The 20757-nt window shown below is 62.6% G+C and carries 20 protein-coding genes and 1 riboswitch; of the genes, 15 read left to right on the top strand and 5 right to left on the bottom strand.

The window, feature by feature from the left end; all coding sequences use genetic code 11:
• Positions 1-141 precede the first annotated feature (141 nt).
• The 7 genes from pafA to FFI94_RS15595 all read left to right on the top strand — a co-directional run bounded on the left by pafA (position 142) and on the right by FFI94_RS15595 (position 8726).
• Positions 142-1500 (top strand): Pup--protein ligase, encoded by a 1359-nt coding sequence (gene pafA, locus FFI94_RS15625; protein WP_185993216.1) that lies wholly within the window; start codon positions 142-144, stop codon positions 1498-1500.
• Between the two features lie 43 nt (positions 1501-1543).
• On the top strand, positions 1544-2554 hold the full coding sequence (locus FFI94_RS15620; protein WP_138868669.1) for a YafY family protein: 1011 nt from the start codon (positions 1544-1546) through the stop codon (positions 2552-2554).
• Complete coding sequence (locus FFI94_RS15615; protein ID WP_138868668.1) at positions 2554-3531, top strand: YafY family protein; 978 nt, start codon at positions 2554-2556, stop codon at positions 3529-3531. The genes FFI94_RS15620 and FFI94_RS15615 overlap by 1 nt, the downstream gene beginning before the upstream one ends.
• A 123-nt stretch (positions 3532-3654) precedes the next feature.
• Complete coding sequence (gene tatA / locus FFI94_RS15610; protein ID WP_138868667.1) at positions 3655-3921, top strand: Sec-independent protein translocase subunit TatA; 267 nt, start codon at positions 3655-3657, stop codon at positions 3919-3921.
• A 90-nt stretch (positions 3922-4011) separates the two neighbouring features.
• The gene (tatC, locus tag FFI94_RS15605) at positions 4012-5043 is read left to right on the top strand and encodes a twin-arginine translocase subunit TatC (RefSeq protein WP_138868666.1); all 1032 of its coding nucleotides are present in this window, start codon (positions 4012-4014) and stop codon (positions 5041-5043) included.
• A 108-nt stretch (positions 5044-5151) separates the two neighbouring features.
• Entirely contained in the window at positions 5152-7878 is a 2727-nt protein-coding gene (locus FFI94_RS15600) for an RNA helicase (protein ID WP_138868665.1), read from the top strand.
• Positions 7879-7958: 80 nt separating this feature from the next.
• On the top strand, positions 7959-8726 hold the full coding sequence (locus FFI94_RS15595) for a DUF4333 domain-containing protein (protein WP_138868664.1): 768 nt from the start codon (positions 7959-7961) through the stop codon (positions 8724-8726).
• A 4-nt stretch (positions 8727-8730) separates the two neighbouring features.
• Here FFI94_RS15595 and FFI94_RS15590 read toward each other — a convergent pair whose 3' ends face one another.
• On the bottom strand, positions 8731-9696 hold the full coding sequence (locus FFI94_RS15590) for a 5'-3' exonuclease (protein ID WP_138868663.1): 966 nt from the start codon (positions 9694-9696) through the stop codon (positions 8731-8733).
• Between the two features lie 37 nt (positions 9697-9733).
• Here FFI94_RS15590 and FFI94_RS15585 point away from each other — a divergent pair, with 37 nt between their 5' ends.
• A complete protein-coding gene (locus tag FFI94_RS15585; protein ID WP_138868662.1) occupies positions 9734-10867 on the top strand; it encodes a Xaa-Pro peptidase family protein in 1134 nt (377 codons plus the stop codon).
• Here the strand turns inward: FFI94_RS15585 and FFI94_RS15580 are convergent.
• Positions 10864-11295 carry a PPOX class F420-dependent oxidoreductase gene (locus FFI94_RS15580; protein WP_138868661.1) on the bottom strand — a complete coding sequence of 144 codons (432 nt, stop codon included), beginning with the start codon at positions 11293-11295 and terminating at the stop codon, positions 10864-10866. The two genes, FFI94_RS15585 and FFI94_RS15580, sit on opposite strands and share 4 nt — an antisense overlap.
• A gap of 30 nt (positions 11296-11325) precedes the next feature.
• Here FFI94_RS15580 and FFI94_RS15575 point away from each other — a divergent pair, with 30 nt between their 5' ends.
• The 7 genes from FFI94_RS15575 to FFI94_RS15545 all read left to right on the top strand — a co-directional run bounded on the left by FFI94_RS15575 (position 11326) and on the right by FFI94_RS15545 (position 17269).
• Positions 11326-12087 carry an SDR family NAD(P)-dependent oxidoreductase gene (locus FFI94_RS15575; RefSeq protein WP_260684144.1) on the top strand — a complete coding sequence of 254 codons (762 nt, stop codon included), beginning with the start codon at positions 11326-11328 and terminating at the stop codon, positions 12085-12087.
• Positions 12084-13361, top strand: coding sequence for a precorrin-6y C5,15-methyltransferase (decarboxylating) subunit CbiE (gene cbiE, locus FFI94_RS15570; protein ID WP_138868659.1), 1278 nt, complete (start codon positions 12084-12086; stop codon positions 13359-13361). The genes FFI94_RS15575 and cbiE overlap by 4 nt, the downstream gene beginning before the upstream one ends.
• Positions 13358-14107, top strand: coding sequence for a precorrin-4 C(11)-methyltransferase (gene cobM, locus FFI94_RS15565; RefSeq protein ID WP_138868658.1), 750 nt, complete (start codon positions 13358-13360; stop codon positions 14105-14107). Before cbiE ends, cobM begins: the two co-directional genes overlap by 4 nt.
• Before the next feature lie 29 nt (positions 14108-14136).
• Entirely contained in the window at positions 14137-14865 is a 729-nt protein-coding gene (locus FFI94_RS15560) for a cobalt-precorrin-6A reductase (protein ID WP_260684143.1), read from the top strand.
• A 97-nt stretch (positions 14866-14962) separates the two neighbouring features.
• On the top strand, positions 14963-15931 hold the full coding sequence (locus tag FFI94_RS15555; RefSeq protein WP_138868656.1) for a HAMP domain-containing protein: 969 nt from the start codon (positions 14963-14965) through the stop codon (positions 15929-15931).
• 156 nt (positions 15932-16087) lie between these two features.
• On the top strand, positions 16088-16729 hold the full coding sequence (locus FFI94_RS15550) for a ScbR family autoregulator-binding transcription factor (RefSeq protein WP_138868655.1): 642 nt from the start codon (positions 16088-16090) through the stop codon (positions 16727-16729).
• Positions 16730-16747: 18 nt separating this feature from the next.
• A complete protein-coding gene (locus FFI94_RS15545) occupies positions 16748-17269 on the top strand; it encodes a DUF1990 family protein (protein WP_260684142.1) in 522 nt (173 codons plus the stop codon).
• A 25-nt stretch (positions 17270-17294) separates the two neighbouring features.
• On the opposite strand, the gene cobJ is transcribed toward FFI94_RS15545, so the two are convergent.
• Genes cobJ through cobG form a run of 3 tightly spaced genes read right to left on the bottom strand, consistent with a single transcriptional unit; the run spans position 17295 to position 20564 of the window.
• Positions 17295-18779: a precorrin-3B C(17)-methyltransferase gene (gene cobJ / locus FFI94_RS15540; RefSeq protein WP_138868653.1), complete on the bottom strand. Its 1485-nt coding sequence runs from the start codon at positions 18777-18779 to the stop codon at positions 17295-17297.
• Positions 18776-19402 (bottom strand): precorrin-8X methylmutase, encoded by a 627-nt coding sequence (locus tag FFI94_RS15535; protein WP_138868652.1) that lies wholly within the window; start codon positions 19400-19402, stop codon positions 18776-18778. Before FFI94_RS15535 ends, cobJ begins: the two co-directional genes overlap by 4 nt.
• 19 nt (positions 19403-19421) lie before the next feature.
• The gene (gene cobG / locus FFI94_RS15530; protein WP_138868651.1) at positions 19422-20564 is read right to left on the bottom strand and encodes a precorrin-3B synthase; all 1143 of its coding nucleotides are present in this window, start codon (positions 20562-20564) and stop codon (positions 19422-19424) included.
• A gap of 34 nt (positions 20565-20598) precedes the next feature.
• Positions 20599-20747: riboswitch (cobalamin riboswitch) on the top strand.
• Positions 20748-20757 lie beyond the last annotated feature (10 nt).

The following is a 20757-nucleotide window of genomic DNA, read 5'->3' as shown; positions in this document are numbered from 1 at the left end:
GACAAGTTTTCGACGGAGGTAGCTCACCCCGTCAGACTATGCCGAAACGACACATTGCCGAAAAGGGATGTTGTCGAGTCGTGATGACACAGCACTTCGGCTACACGGGTGAAGCGGGCATTCTGGTTGTACTGTCGAAGTGTGCAGAGACGAATCATGGGAATCGAGACGGAATTCGGCGTTACCTGCACCTTTCACGGGCACAGGCGACTGAGCCCCGACGAGGTTGCTCGTTACCTCTTCCGTCGTGTCGTGTCATGGGGTCGCAGTTCCAACGTCTTTCTTCGTAACGGAGCGCGCCTGTACCTGGATGTGGGTTCTCATCCGGAGTACGCAACTGCCGAATGCGACAGCCTCATCCAACTGGTCAACCATGACCGGGCCGGCGAGCGTGTCCTCGAGGAATTGCTTATCGATGCGGAAGAACGATTGGCCGAAGAGGGAATCGGTGGCGACATCTACCTCTTCAAGAACAACACCGACTCGGCTGGAAACTCGTACGGTTGCCACGAGAACTTCCTGGTCGCGCGTGCCGGAGAGTTCTCCCGCATTTCCGACGTGCTGTTGCCGTTCCTTGTGACGCGCCAGCTGATCTGCGGCGCCGGGAAGGTTTTGCAGACACCGAAGGCAGCAACGTTCTGCCTCTCCCAGCGTGCCGAGCACATCTGGGAGGGCGTCTCGTCGGCCACCACACGGTCGCGTCCGATCATCAACACCCGCGACGAACCTCATGCCGACGCCGAGAAGTACCGTCGGCTGCACGTCATCGTCGGTGATTCGAATATGGCCGAGACCAGCACGATGTTGAAGGTCGGCTCCGCCGCTCTGGTGCTCGAGATGATCGAGGCGGGAGTCTCGTTCCGCGACTTCGCGCTCGACAATCCGATTCGGGCCATCCGTGAAGTCAGCCATGACGTCACCGGAAAGCGGCCCGTCCGATTGGCGGGCGGACGTCAGGCCAGTGCACTCGACATTCAGCGTGAATACCACTCCAAGGCCGTGGAGCACCTGCGCAATCGCGAACCGGATCCGCAGGTCGAGCAAGTCGTCGATTTGTGGGGCCGCATGCTCGACGCCGTCGAAGCCCAGGATTTTGCGAAGGTCGACACGGAAATCGACTGGGTGATCAAGCGTAAGTTGTTCCAGCGCTATCAAGATCGTCACGGATTTGACCTGTCGGACCCGAAGATCGCGCAGCTCGATCTTGCCTATCACGACATCAAGCGTGGGCGCGGTGTGTTCGACGTGTTGCAGCGTAAGGGCTTGGTCAAGCGCGTCACGGAGGACGAAACCATCGATGACGCCGTCGACAATCCGCCGCAGACGACACGCGCGAAACTGCGCGGCGATTTCATCACTGCAGCGCAGGCCGCTGGGCGTGACTTCACCGTCGACTGGGTGCATCTCAAGCTCAACGATCAAGCTCAGCGAACAGTCCTGTGCAAGGACCCGTTCCGTTCGGTCGACGAAAGAGTTGAGCGACTCATCGCGTCGATGTAGCGCGCTGACGTGTCGGCTACCGCAGAGCCACTAGGATTTCGGCGTGGCGACATCGAAAATCGAGCGGTTGATGAACTTGGTGATTGCTTTGCTGTCCACCAGGCAGTTCCTCACTGCGGAGAAAATCCGTGATTCAGTAGCCGGTTACAGCGATTCCGCCAATTACGAGGCGTTCTCCCGGATGTTCGAGCGGGACAAGAACGAGCTTCGTGACCTCGGAGTTCCGTTGGAGACAGGACCGGCGGGGCGGTTTTCGACGGTTGAGGGATATCGGATCAACCGAAACGCGTATGAGCTGCCTGACGTTGACTTGACCAGTGAAGAGTCGGCGGCCGTTGCCGTCGCCGTGCAACTGTGGGAATCGCCGGAGCTGATCTCGGCCGCGCAGAGTGCGTTGCTCAAATTGCGTGCTGCCGGGGTGCAGGTCGACGCCGATGTGACTGCCGCGCCGATCACCGCGATTCCGGCTCGCTCACGTGGTTCCGAACCGGCACTCGGGAAACTGCTCGCGGCGGTCGACGCGGGGCGGGCTGTCCATTTTCAGCACCGGGGCGCACTCAACGAACCGTTCATCGAGCGAACGGTCGAGCCGTGGGGCGTCGTCACGCACAACGGCAAGTGGTACCTCGTCGGTCACGATGTCGATCGGGACGCGGTCCGGACGTTCCGTCTGTCCCGTATCGGTGACGATGTTCGCGAGTTCGGCCCAGCCGGCGCAGTGCACAAACCGGAGGGGCTTGATCTTCGCGAAGTTGTGGACCGAGTAACGGGATCGGGCGTCGTCACCGGCACTGCGACGGTCTGGGTGGCGGCGAACCGTGCTCATGAGTTGCGCAGGCTGGCGTCGTCGATGACGGAGCGGACGCTGACCGAACGCGAGGGAAGCGTCCTGTCGATCCCGGTTCGCTCGTGGGAATGGACTGCCAGGTTGATCGCCGGACACGGAGCGGACGCCTTGGTGCTTGATCCTCCGGACCTCCGGGCCGACGTGATCACAAAACTGCAGGGTGCCGCGGCGCGCTCGGACATTGCCGAGCAGAAGGAATCTCACTGATGAACAATCGTCTGTCGTCGCGGCTTGCTCGGTTGCTGAATCTTGTTCCGTTTTTCATCGCCAATCCTGGGATGAGTGCTGCCGAGGCGGCCGCCGAACTCGGTGTCAGCACTACGCAGTTGATGAACGATCTCAATCAGTTGTGGGTGTGCGGCCTGCCCGGTTACGGTCCGGGTGATCTGATCGACCTGTCATTTTCCGAGGAGAGTATCGATGTCACGTTCTCGGCCGGTATCGACCGACCACTTCGGTTGACATCGACGGAGGCCACCGCATTGCTCATAGCGTTGCGCTCACTGGTGGAGATGCCGGGCATGGTCGATCCGTCCGCAGCGCAACGAGCTATCGCCAAGATCGAAGCGGCGGCGGGCTCTGCAGCGGCGCGGGCAACGGGTAACGGACAGGAGGCTGAACCGGAAGTCGACATCGCTGAAGACCCGGTGACGGCGACGGTCCGGGCGGCGCTGGCGAATCGGCGTGCCCTGAAGCTCACTTACTACTCGGCTTCGCGGGATGCGGTGTCCGAACGGGTGGTGGATCCCGTGCGAATCGTGTTGGTCGACAATTTCAGCTATCTCCAGGGTTGGTGCCGCCAGGCCGAGGGTGTGCGGTTATTTCGATTCGATCGGATCGATGCGGCAATCGAACTCGACGAGCCTTCCAATCCACCGCCGCACGCGCTCGACGAGGATTCCAGTCTTGAACTGTTCAGCGGCGACGGATCCCTGCCGGAAGCACGATTGTTCGTTGCTCAGAACTGCGTCTGGATGCTCGATTACTACCCGATGGACGTCCAGAAGGTGAACGATGACGGTTCCGTCGAGGCAACAATGAGTTTCGGCACACTCGAGTGGATGGCTCGGTTGGTTCTGGGGTTCGGTGAGGGCGTTCGGGTACTCGGCCCGCCGGAACTGGTTGCCGAAGTGCACAATCGGGCGGTGACGGCGTTGGATGCGTACGACACGATCGGATCGTGAGCGGACTTCACAGCAACCGCGCATGAAACAAACAGGTAAACGGTAGCTGAAGTAAGGACTTGGAAGCCTCCTAACGCCGGTTGTGTCCGGTAGCATCGAGGAATCTGATCATGGGAGGTCATTATGGGTGCAATGCAGCCGATGCATTGGCTGATTGTTGCTGTTGTCGTTGTCATTCTGTTCGGGTCGAAGAAACTGCCCGACGCAGCTCGAGGACTCGGCCGTTCACTGCGCATCTTCAAGAGTGAAGTCAAGGAAATGCAGAATGACGACGCAGCTCCGGCTGCGCCCGTCGTTGCTCAGGCTCCGGTCCAGCTTCCGGCCGCACAGGTGACCGCTACCGGCGCTGCTGCACCGATTGCGCAGCCGACCGAAGTAAAGCCGCTCTAGCTAAGTGCCGCTGTCCAACCGGGGTGAGAATCTATGTTCACCCCGGTTGTGTGCTGACCAAAACCAGTTTGCCAAGAGCAGGATGTACCAGTGCGAATTCCGTTAGACCCGCGTAACCGCAAGCGGAAGGTCAACCCCGACGGCACTATGTCGTTGATCGACCACCTGTACGAATTGCGAACCCGACTGCTGTTCGCGTTCCTCGGTGTCATCATCACCACCGCATTCGGATTCTTCTGGTATTCGCATTCGATTCTCGGATTCGAAAGCCTCGGCAGCGTGCTTACTGGTCCCTACTGTGAACTTCCGGCCGAAAGTCGCGCCAATCTCAGCGCCGACGATGCGTGCCGTTTGCTGGCAACCGGCCCGTTCGAACAGTTCATGCTGCGATTCAAAGTGGCACTCACGGCCGGCATCGTGCTCGCCAGCCCCATCTGGCTCTACCAGTTGTGGGCCTTCATCACTCCGGGGCTGTACTCGAAGGAACGCCGCTACGCGGTGGCGTTTGTCAGTGCAGGCGCCGGACTCTTCATTCTCGGTGCCGTGCTTGCCTACATGGTCGTGTCGAAGGCCTTGCACTTCCTTCTGACCATCGGCGACAACGTTCAGATCACCGCACTGAGTGGTTCCGAATACTTCGGATTCATTATCAATCTGTTGCTGATTTTCGGTGTCAGTTTCGAGATTCCGCTGCTGGTTGTCGTCCTGAACTTTGCGGGAATCCTGACGTACGAGCGCCTCAAGGCGTGGCGTCGCGGTTTGATTTTCGGGCTCTTCGTGTTCGCAGCCATCGCAACTCCGGGTTCTGACCCTTTCTCGATGCTCGCTCTCGCGCTCTCGCTTACCCTGCTGTTCGAATTTGCCGTGCAGATCGCGAGACTCAACGACAAGCGCAAGGCCAGGAAGGCCGGCGAAGACTGGGGAGCACTGTCGGACGAGGAAGCGTCGACGATCTCGGCACCCACTGATCTGAACGAAGCTCTGGACAACCCCGAACAGCCGAAGGCTGAGTCACGTGGAATGTTCGGCCGGAAGTCCAAGGCGAAGGCGAAGGCAACAGTTGCGCCGGAATCCGGTACCGGCGACAACACGTCGGGACAGGACTTCACCGACACTCTGTGAGCATGTCCGCGACACTCTGTGAGCATGTCCCAGGCAACTCTGTGAGGCTTGTCTCCGAGGTGCCGAGGCTGTCGTGTCGCCGGCGTGTGACACGCTGACGAGGTGGTTATGAGTAACAGTGAGTCGAGTTCTGATGTTGAGCTCACCAAATTCGTTTCGGGGCTGAAGTTCGACCTCGATCCGTTCCAGATAAACGCCTGCCGCGCCCTCGAGGATGGTCACGGCGTGCTGGTGTGCGCGCCGACGGGCGCCGGAAAGACAGTGGTCGGCGAATTTGCTGTCCACCTGGCATTGGCGGCTGGGCGGAAGTGCTTCTACACGACGCCCATCAAAGCGCTGAGCAACCAGAAGTACGCCGAGCTGAGCGAGCGGTACGGGCCGGCTGAAGTCGGTTTGCTCACCGGAGACACCAGCATCAACTCCGACGCTCCTGTTGTTGTCATGACCACTGAAGTGCTGCGCAACATGCTGTATGCCAATTCGGAGGCTCTGCGCGGTCTCTCGCACGTCGTCATGGACGAGGTCCACTACCTGGCCGACCGGTTCCGCGGCGCCGTGTGGGAAGAAGTGATCCTGCACCTGTCCGAAGACGTGCGGTTGGTCAGCTTGTCCGCCACTGTGAGTAACGCCGAGGAATTCGGCGCGTGGATGGAGACTGTCCGCGGTGATACCACCGTTGTGGTCGACGAGACGCGGCCGATTCCGTTGTGGCAGCACATCATGGTGGGGCGTCGGATTTTCGATCTTTTCGACAGCCGCAGCAATCCTTCGGCCGGTCCGGCGAAGTTTGTCGTCAACCAGGATCTGGTTCGGCATGTCAAACAACGTCAGGCCTTGGACCGGGTGGAGAGCTGGCAGCCTCGTGGCCGCGGCCGTGGTCGCTATCAGAGCACCAACGATTTCCGGCCACTTCCCAGGCCGGATGTGATCGCACAACTCGACAAGGAAGGGTTGCTGCCGGCGATCACCTTCATTTTCTCGCGTGCCGGGTGCGATGCCGCGCTGACGCAGTGCGTACGCTCTCGCCTGGATCTGACGACTCCCGAACAGGTGCGTGAGATCGACACGATCATCGACAAGCACATCGGAGGCCTCCCCAAGGAGGACCTGGAGGTGCTGGGTTACTGGGAGTGGCGCAAGGCGTTGCAGCGTGGTTTGGCAGCCCATCACGCCGGGATGCTGCCCGCTTTCCGGCAGACGGTCGAAGAGCTGTTCGTCAAGGGGCTTGTCCGCGCGGTATTTGCCACCGAAACTTTGGCACTCGGCATCAACATGCCGGCTCGTACGGTGGTTCTCGAACGTCTGGTCAAGTACAACGGTGAAACCCACGCCGAACTGACGCCAGGCGAGTACACGCAGCTCACCGGCAGAGCGGGCCGGCGCGGCATCGACATCGAGGGGCATGCCGTCGTTCTGTGGCAGCCAGGCGTCGAACCGACCGACGTCGCCGGTTTGGCATCTACTCGAACGTTCCCGCTGCGCAGCTCTTTTCGGCCGTCGTACAACATGTCGATCAATCTCGTGGATCGCATGGGTGTCGAAGAATCCCGCACACTGCTCGAGCGTTCGTTTGCCCAATTCCAGGCGGACCGCTCCGTGGTCGGTGTGGTGCGGAGCATCGAACGCAATGAGACCGCACTGAAAGCGTTGCAGGACAAGCTCGGTGGCCCGGACGGCGAGTACTACGAGTATGCGTCACTGCGCGATCGATTGAGTGATCGGGAACGAAAGCTCGAACGCGAGGGCCGTGAGGATCGTCGCGATCAGGCCGTCGCGTCGTTGCAGGCTCTGCGCCGCGGTGACGTCATCGCGATTCCGATCGGTCGTCATTCGGGAACTGCGGTTGTGCTTGTGCCGGACAATGATCCGAAGGATCCGCGGCCGTTGGTTCTCGCCGAAGATCAGTGGGCCGGAAAGCTGTCTGCCGCAGATTTCCCCGAGGCTGCCGAAACGCTCGGTGTTATGCGGTTGCCGAAGTTCGTCGATCACCACACCGGACGATCACGGCGCGACCTCGCGTCGGCGTTGCGTAGCACCGGATTCACCGCGCCGCGGCGACGGAAGCGGCACAAGGGCGGCGCGTCCGAGGACGCCGAAGTGGCGTCGTTGCGGCGCGCGATTCGGGCGCACCCGTGCCACAGTTGGCCGGACCGTGACCATCTCGGTCGCATCGGGGAGAAGTACAACCGACTCGCTCGGGAAACACAGGCTTTGCGGCAGAAAGCAGCAGCGACCACCAACTCCTTGGCGCGCACCTTCGACCGCATAGTGTCGTTGCTCAAGGAACGCGGATACATGAGCGCCGAAGCGGTGCCCAAGGTGACCGAAGCCGGGCAACGTCTGAGCCGGATTTACAGCGAGAGTGACTTGCTGGTGGCGGAGTGCCTCCGTACCGGGGCTTGGCAGGGGCTTACGCCACCCGAGCTTGCCGCGGTCGTGTCCTCGGTCGTGTACGAATCCCGGAGAGACGGCGACACGACGAGCCGAGTGCCGACGCAGGCAATCCGCCATGCGCTCACGGACACCCAACGGCTGTGGAGTGAACTGCGGGCGGACGAAATTCGCCACAAACTGCCGCCGACGCGTGAGCCCGATCTGGGTTTTGTCACAGCGGTCTATCACTGGGCAAGCGACAATTCGCTGGTCGAGGCGTTGCTGGCGGCCGGTGTGCAGGGACGCGCGTTGTCGGCGGGCGATTTTGTCCGCTGGTGCCGTCAAGTGATCGATCTTCTCGATCAGGTGCGGTTGACGGCAACGGATCCCGACGTCGCGAAGGTCGCCGCGAAGGCCGTGGGGGCAATTCGCCGCGGAGTGGTTGCTCTCGACGCAGCTTGAGCGTGGACTGTGTGGTTGGATTTCCAGGAGTTGCGTGTGCATGCGGTAACTGAAGACTGGTATTTCGAGTGGAGGCGAAGATGAGCGGGCCTTACGGACCGAATGATCCGAATGGGCAGTGGGGCCAGGGTGATCAACCACCGCAGCAGCCGTGGGGGCAGCCCGGTTACGGGCAGCCGGGTCAACCCCAGGGGCAGCCGGGCTACGGTCAGCCACAGGGTCAGCCTGGGTACGGCCAGCCGGGTTATCCCGGTCAGCCGCAGGGCCAGCCCGCGTACGGGCAACCCGGTTACGGCCAGCCTGGTCAGCCCCAGGGGCAGCCGGGTTACGGTCAACAGCCTTGGGGTCAGCCTCAGCAGCCCGGCCAGCCTGGTCAACCGCAGCCGGGTCAGCAGCAGTGGGGTCAGCAACCCGGCGGCGACCAGACCCAGGCCTGGGGTCAGCCGACGGCCCAGCAGCCGCAGCAGGCGTGGGGCGCTCAGCCCGGTGTCCAGCCCGGCGCACCGGTTCAGTGGAATCAGGGACCGCCGCAGGGTGCTAAGTCCAAGAAGCCGCTGATCTTCGGTGCCATCGGTGTACTGGTCGTTCTGGCAGCAGTGGTCATCGGCCTTGTCGTCTTCACGTCGAAGGACACACTGGACGCAAATGCTGCGGCCAAGGGCGTCGAGAAAATCGTCACCGAGTCGTACGGCGCCAAGAACGTCAGCGACGTGTCCTGCCCGTCCGGTCAGGAAATCAAGTCCGGTGCAAAGTTCACGTGCACTCTCTCCGTGTCGGGAGAGAAGAAGTCGGTGACGCTGACGTTTGTCGACGACACCGGAACCTACGAAGTCTCGCGCCCCAGCTGAGTCGTCAGATATCAGCCGGTCGGCTTGCCGCAGCTTTCAGCGCCGCGGCAAGCCGGCCCGCTGATCGTTCGATTCTCAGAGTGGTAGCCAGTTCGTCGAAGCGGGCTTGATCGATCGGCGCGTCGGGAAGAACGTCGGACTTCGAGAACTGCACATCCGCGTCACGAACGACACGCACAACGGGCAATGCGGCGTCGAGGTACGCCTTCGCTTCGGGTGAGGTCAGTTTCGCTCGCAGACCTTTGGCCATATCGGATTCGGGATCGTCTGCAGCCGTGCGGATTCCGGCGAGAGATCCGTAGCGAAGCATGAGCGTCGACGCAGTCTTCTCGCCGACACCTTTGATGCCGGGTAACCCGTCGGACGAATCTCCGCGCAGCGCAGCCAGTTCCGCATAGGCGTCGCCGGCGCGATCTGCGGGCACCCCGTACTTCTCGGCCACCTCGGCGGGCCCGAACAGTTCGGCTTTTGCCAAGCCGCGGCCGACGTACAGAACACGAACGGGAACGTAATCGTCGGTGACAACCTGCAGCAGGTCGCGGTCGCCGCTGACGACGACGGTGAGGTCTTCGCGTTCGGTGGCGGCCAGCGTGCCGAGGACGTCGTCGGCTTCGAGACCGTCCGCGCCCGCGGTGGCGATTCCTGCTGCCGCAAGAACATCCATGATCATGTCGACCTGCGGGGTGAGGGTGTCCGGCACTTCCTCGGACGAGCCGTCGGATCCCTCGGCAACGCGATGCGCTTTGTAGGTGGGGATGGCGTCGACGCGGAACTGGGGTCGCCAATCCAGATCCAGGCAGACCGCGAGGCGACTCGGTTGGTGCTTGGTGATCAGGGACGCGACCATGTCGGTGAATCCGCGGACTGCGTTGACGGGTCTACCGTCGTCGTCGACAAAGGATTCGGGCAGTGCGTGGAACGCACGAAACCACAGGCTGGCACCGTCAAGGAGAAGCAAAGGCCCACTCATGGTCCCCATCCTGCCAGTCGGCACTAATCTGGAAGCCATGACCTCTCCCGCCGAATCTGGTTCGCGTTTCTCTTCTGCCGTCTACGGATCCCGTATCGCCCGCGCTGCGGAGTTGGCCCGCGCGGCCGGTCTGGACGGTCTGGTGGTCACTCCGGGGCCGGATTTGCGCTATCTGACGGGCTCTCGCGCCGATTCCTTCGAACGGTTGACGGCCCTGGTGATTGCTGCTGACGGAGCCACGGCGTCGGTCGTGCTTCCTCGGCTGGAACTGGCGTCGCTGAAGGAATCCGCCGTCGGGGATCTTGGTATCGACGTGCTGGTCTGGGTCGACGGTGTTGATCCATACGCCATCGTCGCCGGGCAACTGCCGGCTGGAGCAAAGGTCGCTGTCACGGATGCGATGCCGGCTCTGCACTTGATCCCGTTGGCAGACGCTGTTGGTTCGTTGCCGATTCTGGCGACCGGAGTGCTGCGCGAGCTACGCATGGTCAAGGACGCCGCGGAGGTCGACGCACTCCGCCGCGCCGGGCAGGCCATCGACCGGGTGCATGCACGGATGGCGGAATTCCTTGTTGTAGGGCGGACGGAAGCCGAAGTCGGTGAAGCAATTTCAGCAGCGATTCTCGAAGAAGGTCACACCGAGGCAGCATTTGTCATCGTGGGGTCGGGTCCGCACGGCGCCGATCCGCATCACGAGGTGTCCGATCGGGTGATCGAGAGCGGGGATGTTGTCGTGATCGACATCGGCGGCCCGGTGGAGCCTGGTTACAACTCCGATTCCACTCGCACGTACAGCATGGGGAAGCCGTCAATCGAGGTTGCTGCTCAGTTTGCCGTGCTCGAAGCGGCGCAGCAGGCGGCTGTGGACTCTGTTCGTCCCGGTGTATCCGCGGAATCTGTGGATGCTGCTGCCCGCGACGTCCTGGCCGCACAGGGTTTGGCTGAGGTTTTCGTTCACCGCACGGGCCACGGTATTGGATTGTCGGTCCACGAGGAGCCGTACATCGTGGCGGGCAACAGAATCGAACTTGCCGAGGGGATGGCCTTCAGCATCGAACCCGGAATCTACTTCCGGGGCAACTGGGGTGCGAGGATCGAGGACATCGTTGTTGTCACCGCAGACGGTTGCGAGTCGTTCAACAACCGTCCGCACGGGTTGACGATTCTCTAGCTGGTCACTTCGTCGGCGGCGAGTTTGAATGCCGCCGATCCGAGGATGCGAGTGACGTCGACTTCGATGACCACCCGCGCCGGATTGATCCGTGGCTGGCGGTACCGCTCGGCGTAGCGCTGAACGGCGTCGGCCACGGATTCGGGGTCGTCGAGGACGCGCGCCGGGCCTTCGAGAGTGAGCCACCGCCCACCGTCGACCGAACTGATGGCGGCGTAGCCACCCCGGGCCGCGTTGACGGCTTTCTGTGATCCGCCGCTGGTAATAACGCGCGCTTTGCCTGCTTCCTGATCCCACGTGAATCCCACGGCCACGACGTGCGGTGTGCCGTTCGGACGCAGAGTCGTCAGGGTAGCGAGATGGTATTCACGCACGAACGCCAGACCGTCGTCGGAGAGCGCGGCGGGTGCGGAGGGGGTGATGGTCATGCCACGACGGTAATCGAGGACACTAGTGCAGTGACTGCGGGTGCGAACACTGAAGATGCCGAGACGGTTCTCCTACTGGGGGGACGAAGCGAAATCGGTCTGGAAATTGCCGTCCGGTTGGCCCCTGGCCGAAAGATCGTGCTGGCGGCGCGTCGCAGCGGCGACCTCGAACAGCAACTCGCGACGCTGACGGATGCCGGTGCCCTGGCCGTATCAGCCGTCGAATTCGATGCCGACGCAACCAGCAATCACGCAGACTTTCTCGCGAAGGTCGTCGAAGCTCACGGCCGGATCGACGTCGCGGTGCTGGCGTTCGGAATCCTCGGTGATCAGGCGCGCGCCGAAAGCGATGCGGCTCATGCCGTTGCAATTGTTCATACCGATTACGTAGCTCAGGTCAGTATTCTGACTCTTCTCGCGGACTTGATGAAACGACAAGGTCGCGGCAAGATCGTCGTCTTCTCGTCCGTCGCCGGTGTGCGGGTGCGCCGCGCGAACTACGTGTACGGCTCTGCGAAGGCCGGCCTGGACGGTTTTGCCAGCGGTCTCGGAGATGCGTTGCACGGCAGTGGAGTTCAACTACTTCTTGTGCGCCCCGGTTTTGTGATCGGCGCGATGACCGAGGGCATGAAGCCGGCGCCGATGTCGAGCACACCGTCACAGGTTGCCGACGCGGTTGTTCGGGGATTGCAGTCCGGCGCAACACGCGTGTGGGTTCCGCGAATGCTGCAACCGTTCTTCTTCGTGATGCGACTTCTCCCACAATCGATCTGGCGGCGGATGCCGCGATGACCGCCCGCGAACCCGTTGTCGTTGTCGGCCTCGGCGCTGACGGCTGGGAGGGGTTGTCGGAATCGGCGCAGCGCGCGGTGCGGAGCGCTGCGGTGTTGATGGGTTCCTCGCGTCAACTCGACCTGATCCCGCGAGCAGAAGGCTCTTCGGCCGACCGGATCGCCTGGCCGACGCCGATGCTCCCGGCGCTCCCCGCACTGTTCGACGCCGAGTCGGGCCGCCGGATATGTGTTCTGGCCAGCGGCGATCCGATGTTCCACGGGATCGGTGCCACGCTCGTGCGCGTGTTGGGTGCTGACAACCTTCGGGTGATCTCGCACCCGTCGTCGATTGCTCTGGCGAGCGCACGCATGGGGTGGGCGACCGCCGATACGGAGTTGGTGAGCCTGGTCAACCGCGACGCCGCCACCATTTTGCCGTCCGTCGCCGCCGGTGCTCGCCTGTTGGTGCTGAGCAACGGCAGGGCGACGCCGGGCGAGGTGGCCGTGATACTGACCACTGCCGGCTTCGGTCGTTCGGTGATTACCGTCCTCGGGCAGTTGGGCGGCGCACAGGAATCACGCACCGTTGCCCGGGCTGACGAGTGGGATATCGACGCCGCAGATGTCGACCCGTTGAATGTTCTTGCCGTGGAATGCGTTGTGTCGGGCGCACCTCACCGTCTGACCCGTGTTCCCGGATTGCCCGACGCGGCATACAGCGGCGACGGCCAGATGACGAAGCAGGAGATTCGTGCGCTGACGCTCTGCGCGCTGGCTCCGGCACCTGGTGAACACTTGTGGGATGTCGGCGGCGGGTCGGGCACTATCGCGATTGAATGGATGCGCACCCACCCACGTTGCACTGCAACGTCATTCGAGCAGGCTGCGTCGCGGATTTCTCAAATCGAAGGTAACGCGCGAGCTTTGGGTGTGCCGAGCCTCGATGTCCTCGGGCGCGCCCCGGAATCGTTTGCCGAAGCGGCCCGCACACCCGATGCCATCTTCATCGGCGGCGGCGTGACGCAACCGGGAATGCTCGACGCCTGCTGGGACCGCCTCGAGGTCGGCGGCAGGCTTGTAGCCAACGCTGTCACCGCGGAGTCGGAAGCGTTGTTGCTGGAGTGGTTCACCCGTTTCGGCGGCACGCTGCGTAGGTTGCAGATCCAGCGGGCCGAGCCCTTGGGAACATTCAACGTGTGGCGACCCCAACTGCCCGTCGTGCAGTGGTCGGTCACAAAAACAGAGGCATCTGGCGGTACGGATGCCGATCACGCAGAGGAAAACGCTCAATGACCATCCATTTCATCGGCGCTGGTCCCGGCGCTGCCGACTTGATCACGGTACGCGCTCAGCGCATCATCGCGGCCAGTCCGGTGTGCTTGTACGCGGGCAGCCTCGTCCCCGCGGAACTGCTCGAATACTGCCCGGCCGGTGCGCAGGTGGTCGATACCGCCCGCTTGAGCCTCGACGAGATCACGGCGCTGCTTGTCGCTGCGGATTCGGCCGGACACGACGTGGCTCGGTTGCATTCCGGTGACCCGTCGATCTTCAGTGCCGTCGCCGAACAGGCGCGACGCCTGGACGCTGCCGGAGTCCGGTACGACATGGTGCCAGGCGTTCCGGCATTCACCGCGGCGGCGGCTGCGCTGGGCCGCGAATTGACGGTTCCCGGTGTATCGCAGACCATCGTGCTGACCCGAGTGTCGACGTTGTCGACAGCGATGCCCGACGGTGAGGATCTGCGGTCTCTCGGACGCAGCGGTTCGACCATGGTGATTCATCTCGGAGCGCACCGCATCGAGCAGATCGCCGACGAGCTTGCCGAGAACTACGGCATCGACTGCCCCGTTGCGGTGGTGGCGTTTGCGTCGCGCCCCGACGAGATCGTGGTGCGCGGAACCTTGAGTTCGATAGTGCGTCAGGTGCACGAGGCGGGTATCACCAAGACGGCAGTGGTCATCGTCGGGCGTGTGCTCACAGCCGAGGGATTCCCGGATAGTTACCTGTACTCGGCCGCACGTGAGCGGATCACCCACTGAGCGAGCACAACGCCCGCACCCGTGTTCTGGTGCTCGGAGGAACCGGAGAGGGGCGTGAGATCGCCGCTCGCCTCGCGGGTTCAGGGGACCTCGAGGTGGTCACGTCGCTCGCGGGCCGGGTGCGCGACCCGCGCTGGCCGGAGGGCGAGGTTCGCGTCGGCGGATTCGGCGGCGCAGAAGGCCTCGCGGAATGGCTAGTGGAAAACGACATTCGTGCACTGCTCGACGCAACACATCCCTTTGCGTCCCGCATCACGGCGAATGCGCATCGGGCGGCTCGTACGTGCGGGATTCCGTTTGCTCTCTGCCGGCGGCCGTCATGGGCGCAGCACCCACTAGACCGGTGGTTTCCGGCTCGCGATCTCAGCCATGCCGCGCAATTGGTACCGACGCTGGGCACCCACGCTTTCCTGACCATCGGTAGGCAAGGGGTGTCAGCGTTTGCAGAGGTCAACGGCGTGAGTTTCCTCGTGCGGTCCATCGACCCGCCTACGGGCACTATGCCGGTGCCCCACGAACTGATCCTGGCGCGTGGGCCGTTCGACGTCGAATCGGAGCTCGAACTGATGCGCCGGCACGGTATCGACGTCGTAGTGACCAAGAGCAGTGGTGGCGACCAGACGTACGCCAAGGTTGTTGCTGCTCGGCAACTGGGCTTACCGGTTGTTGTCGTTGAGCGGCCTCCGGTCCCGGATGGTGTGGACAGTTTCGATTCGCCTGCCGCCGCCGCTTCCTGGCTCGAATCGGCCGGCAGGTGACTGCTCGGGTGCCGGTGTTTCAGGTTCGTCTAAGGTTGGCGGAACATACTGGACCTATGTCAGGAATGGGTCCAACACGCCGAGGGCGCCTATGAGGGTGTCCGTTCCCGCCCTCGGGCGTCGGAAGCGTTCGGCTATCCGGGTCCGCACTCTCCACGCCCGAGTGAAAGTGCTCACCGCAGGTTTGGTGGCGATTGCTGTGATCGCGTCTGCCGCGGCGGTATACATCGTCTTCAATGCCTACCTTCAAGGCAATGTCGACCGGCAATTGGAGCGAACTGCTGACGCAATTGCCGATACCGTCAACTTTGGTGGTGTCACACCGGTTTTGGGCCTTACGGCCGGAGCCGATACTGCGGTGATCCAGGCTGTCGGATTGGTGACAACCGATGGAGCGCTGGTGACGGCAACTCCCGGATTGCCGCCGTTCAGTACCAGCGGTGAGGCGATCAAGTCTCTGGCCCGCAATGCATCCGGGTCTGCCATCGCAACCATGGATTCGTATCGTGTGCTGGTAACTCCGTCGGTTGCGGGCCAGACATTGATCGTCGCGCAGTCGCTCGGGCCGACAAACTCGGTGTTGAAACGACTTGCAGTAGTGCTGGCTGCGCTCGGTGCTGCAGGTATCGCGTTGGCGTATGCGGCGGGAGATGCGGTGGCGCGCACAGGTTTACGGCCGATTTCTCGATTGACTGCGGCGACGCAACGCGTTGCCGCGACGGACGATCTCACGCCGATACCGGTCACCGGAGACGACGAGTTGGCCTCACTGACTGTCAGTTTCAACCGAATGCTGGGGACACTGTCGGAATCGCGGGCGCGTCAGCGTAGATTGATCACTGATGCCGGACAGGATTTGCTGGCACCCCTGACGGCATTGCGAACGAACATCGAACTACTGATGTCGATCGACACGGCCTCGGGAACGGTGTCCGAAGCGGAGACCGCATTACTGCGAGACGAGATTACACATCAGATGATGGAATTGACTGCGTTGGTCGGAGAACTTGTGGATCGTGCTCGAGTCGATGAAGGCGCCTCCGGACGAATCGAATCTCACCTGTGATCCAACCCTCACCAGGAGTTTTGTATTTGCGAAGTATCTTCTGACAATTCAGCGCTGGTTAGTTGGGGGAGTTGAGAACATTTTGGGTATAGCCCGATTGGGGTGCAAACCGAAAGAGGGTTTGCCGGGGGACCCTCGAATGAGAGAGGAGTTCTCGTGGTCAAGCAAGCACGCGCCGAGCTGACGCGGCAACAGATCGTCTCCGGCGCGGCAGCACAATTCGAAAAGACCGGGTACGGCAGCACAAGTATGAGCGACATCGTGGAGGGTGCAGGTACCACGAAGGGTGCTCTGTACTTCCACTTTGCATCGAAAGACGAACTGGCACAGTTTGTCATCGCGGAACAGCACCGAATGTCCATCGAGTCGGTCCAGTCGATATCCGCAACCTCGGCGTCGCCGCTCGAAAAGACGATCATGCTTACTCATGAGATGGCACGGCAGATCGTCGAAGAGCCCATCGTCCGAGCTGGAATTCGATTGACCTTGGAACTGAGCACCTTCGAGGGTCCGGTTGAGCCATACGCAGACTGGATCAATGCGTGCACCGAACTCATGCAGCAAGCGAAGGACAGCGGTCAGATCAAGCCGTCGGTGGATGTCGCCGCGCTTGGCCGCTTCATTCCGTCCGCATTCACCGGAGTTCAACTGGTGTCCAACGTGATCACCCGGCGTAGCGATCTCACCGAACGCGTGGACGAGATGTGGCAATTGCTCCTGCCGGGAATCGTGTCCGGGCCGGTGGCGGGTGATGTCGACAGACTTGTGAAGGCGCGATGGGAACCCGCTGCCGCGTAGCTGTGCCACACTGCTGACGTGGACCAGGAACCGTTGACCTACTCCGAAATCGGCGCAACCGCCGACGTGGGAACAACGGGCGGCGTACTACCCGTCGGCTATCACCATGTGCGAGAGAGCGCGGTCGTCGGTACAACCCGCGCCGATTTCGAAGCAGCGGCCGCCACGGTCATGACGTGGGGCATGCATCGCGGCGCTGGATTGACGGTCAAAGCTGCCGGTGACGCCGCGCGCACCGGTGAAGACGTAACTTTCGGTTTCGGACCGATATCGGTTCCCGTCCGCGTCGTCTATGTGGTCGACGAGCCGAACCGAGCCGGATTTGCGTACGGCACGCGCCGCGGTCATCCCGAGTGCGGTGAAGAGTCGTTCATCGTTCATTTCGACGAAATCGGCCATCAGGTTCGCCTCGAAATCACGGCATTCTCCAAGCCAGGTACCTGGTGGGTACGAGTGGGTGCCCCGATCGGGCGTCTGGTGCAGGCGTGGGTGACCAGGCGCTATATCCGTGCTGTGGTTGTGAAGGATTTTGCTCGCTGAGCGAACAAAATCCTTCACAACCACGCTAGGGGTAGCGACGCGGCGTGAACACCTGCCGGCCGGATCCGGTATCCACGACCTTTGTCATGGACGATCCGACAATCAGCAACGTGCGCATGTCGATCTCGGACGGTTCGAGATCGCCGAGTGTGACGATGCGCACCGATTCCTCCGCACCCGCCACATCTCGGCCGATGATGACCGGGGTTTCGGGGGAGCGGTGCTCGAGTACCAAATCCTTCATGGCCTGGACCTGCCACGTTCGAGATTTCGACGCCGGGTTGTAGACGGCAAACGCCATATCGGCCGCCGCGACCGCAGAGATGCGCCGCGCAACTACTTCCCACGGCTTGAGCCGATCCGACAGGGACAGCACAGCGTAGTCGTGACCCAACGGGGCTCCGACGCGGCTGGCCACGGCATTTGCCGCTGTCATACCGGGCAGGATACGCACGGGAACGCCGCGCCACTGATCTTCGGCTGCCACCTCGAGAACCGCTGCAGCCATCGCAAATACACCGGGATCGCCGGATGAGACGACGGCCACGCGGGCACCGTTCTTCGCGAGATCGAGGGCCATCGCCGCCCGCTCCGCTTCGACGCGATTGTCGCTGGAATGGCGGCGCTGCCCGGGACGGGTGGGCACGCGGTCGACGTACGGGCCGTAGCCCACAAGATCGGTGGCCAGTGAAAGTTCATGCGCCACTTCGGGTGTGGTCCACGCGGTGTCGCCGGGCCCGAGGCCGACGACAACAACCTCACCCGCAGTGTCTTCGCGCGGGGTGGCGTTGTTCGACGGACTTGGAACTATGGCGATGGAGAAGTACGGCACACCGTCCGGATCGACGTCGGCGGCAGCATCGACGCGCTGGCGAGGTGTGCTCGCCCGCTCGACGTAGTGCGCCTCGCCGAGTCGGCCGGCGTCCTCGAGGGAACGCAGGACGGGCGGGAAGGTACGGCCCAACTTGAGGATCGCTGCGGCGTCGGTGTCCTTCAGTCGTCGGGTGAGCTCGGCCTGTGGCAACGTCCCGGGCAGGATGGTGAGGATTTCATCGCCCTCAACCAGGGGTTTTCCGAGTGCGGCCGACGCGGCGCTCACGGAGGTGACACCGGGGATGACCTCGGCCTCGAAGCGATCTGCCAGGCGTTTGTGCATGTGCATGTACGAGCTGTAGAAGAGTGGGTCGCCCGCGGCCAGTAGCGCAACGGTGCGTCCGGCGGCCAAGTGGACGGCCAACCTTTCGGCTGCGGCTTCGTAGAATTCGTCCATCGCACCCTGATACCCACCCGGATGGTCGACGGTTTCGGTCGTGACGGGGTACACGAGGTGTTCCTCGATCTGGCCGTCGCGCATGTACGGAGCAGCGACCCCGCGGGAAATGCTCTTGCCGTGCCGCGCGGAATGGAATGCGATGACGTCGGCCTCACCGATCACCCGGGCAGCTTTGACGGTCACCAACTCCGGATCGCCGGGTCCGATTCCGACTCCCCACAACTTGCCTTCGCTCATTCTTGTTCGCTCGCAATCGCATTGACGACGGCCGCGGTGACGGCACTACCGCCGCGTCGGCCTCGCAGTATCAAATGTTCTATGCCGCTGGGATGTTCGATCAGCGCTTCTTTGGATTCGGCGGATCCGATGAATCCCACGGGTCCGCCGACGATAGCAGCAGGCCGCGGACCGCCCGCTTCGATCAGGTTCAGAAGATGGAACAGAGCGGTCGGCGCATTGCCGATCGCGACCACGGCGCCTTCGAGTTTCGGCCCCCACAACTCGACAGCAGCGGCAGAGCGCGTGTTGTCGATTGTGTTCGCCAGCAACGGAACCTGAGGATCGCGCAGTGTGCAGATCACTTCGTTGTCGGCGGGTAGACGGGTACGGGTGACGCCCGCGGCGACCATGTTCGCGTCACAGAAGATCGGTGCACCCGCCCGCAGAGCAGCCCTGGCGACGGTGACGACGTTCGGTGTGAACGCGATGTCGTCGACCAGGTCGACCTGACCGCTCGCATGGATCATCCGCACAACAGCTTGTGAGACATCCGCCGGGAAACGGCTCAGGTCGGCTTCTGCCCGAATTGTGGCAAAGGACTGGCGATAGATTTCTGCGCCGTCACGGATGTACTCGATCATGGGGCACAGGATAGAGGCATCACTGATCGGTCGGATTCACCCGGTAACCGTCAGTCGTCGCAATCACGTCGGCTACTTTCGCGCGGGGGCGCCCGCAGGAACGATCACAGCCGGCCCAGTGTTGCCGGCCTTCGATGGGCAGTGAGTCCTGCTCGACGGCGTCGATGGCGTCGGCCCGGACATCGGCGAGCGACTTCTCGCAGCCAGGGCTTCCGGTGCAGGCACTGACATCGAGCCACGGCGAATTTTCGTCGAAGATCAAGCCCATCGGAGCGAGAACCCGCACCACCTGCTCGGCTGCGCCTTCGTCCAAATCGAAGATCATGATCGTGCGCCACGGCGTCACGACCACGGGTTTTTCGACGGCGGCGAGAAATTCGGCGAGCCGGGCGTCAAGTAGCCCGAAGCGGAGTCCGCCGCCCAACGCGACGGTTCCGTCGTGCTGTTCGAGCCATCCGATGGACGGCCCCGCGTCCGGGGCCAGATCGACGGCACCGGAAAATTCGGCCGTCAGGCCAAGGTGGTCGATGGTTCGAGCGACGCCGTCGGGGACTTCGGCCAAGCGCCAGTGCTTGTCACGAAGACTCAGGAATGCGTGGGCAGCGTCCAGGAGCAACGGCACAGCGTCGTCGACGTGGACGAGGTGGTTCGTGCGATTCCCGGCGAGGACGAGTGAGTGCTCGGATTCGCTGTGGGCGTGCAGTCCGAAGTCGCCGTGCAGACCGCTGATGTCGCCGCGGCCGTCGTCGAGTGTGAAGAGCGTTCGTCCTGGTAGCTGCGCCAATGCCGGGTCCGACTGCACCGCTACGTCAAGATGGCGAACCAGCTCACGTACGTCGGCAACACCCCCGATCCGGCCGGAAAGCGGCGACGCCAGTATGTTGCGAACTCGCTCGTGCGTTGCCGAGGGAAGCAAACCAGCAGCCGCGATCCGCTCGGCAAATACCTGGGGGTCCTTGACTGCTCGGAGTTGGATATTTCCACGTGAGGTGAGTTCCATCTGCCCGTTGCCCACGTCACGCGCAGCCTCGGCGAGTGCCTGCAACTGGTGCGGGGCCAAAGCGCCACCGGGTAGGCGCACACGAGCCAACGGGCCGTCAGCGGCCTGGTGAACCTGCAGCGCTCCGGGGCACGCGTCTGGCTGAGAACGGTCTGTGGACATGGGTCAAGGGTACGACCGTGCAGAGCGCGGACCCACGACCGGTAGCATCACGGTCAACCAGTGACAGCAGGTGAGGAAACCGGTGAGATTCCGGTGCGGTCGCGCCACTGTGAGTGTTTACGAGCGGAACTGTTTCCGTACGTAAACACGAGTCAGACCCTCAACTGCTGTCGATGAAAGATCTATTTCACGG

It is taken from the genome of Rhodococcus sp. KBS0724 (assembly GCF_005938745.2).
Classification (GTDB): Bacteria; Actinomycetota; Actinomycetes; order Mycobacteriales; family Mycobacteriaceae; genus Rhodococcus_F.
Note: the sequence above shows the minus strand (reverse complement) of the source record. Positions and strands in the feature narration are given on the sequence as shown.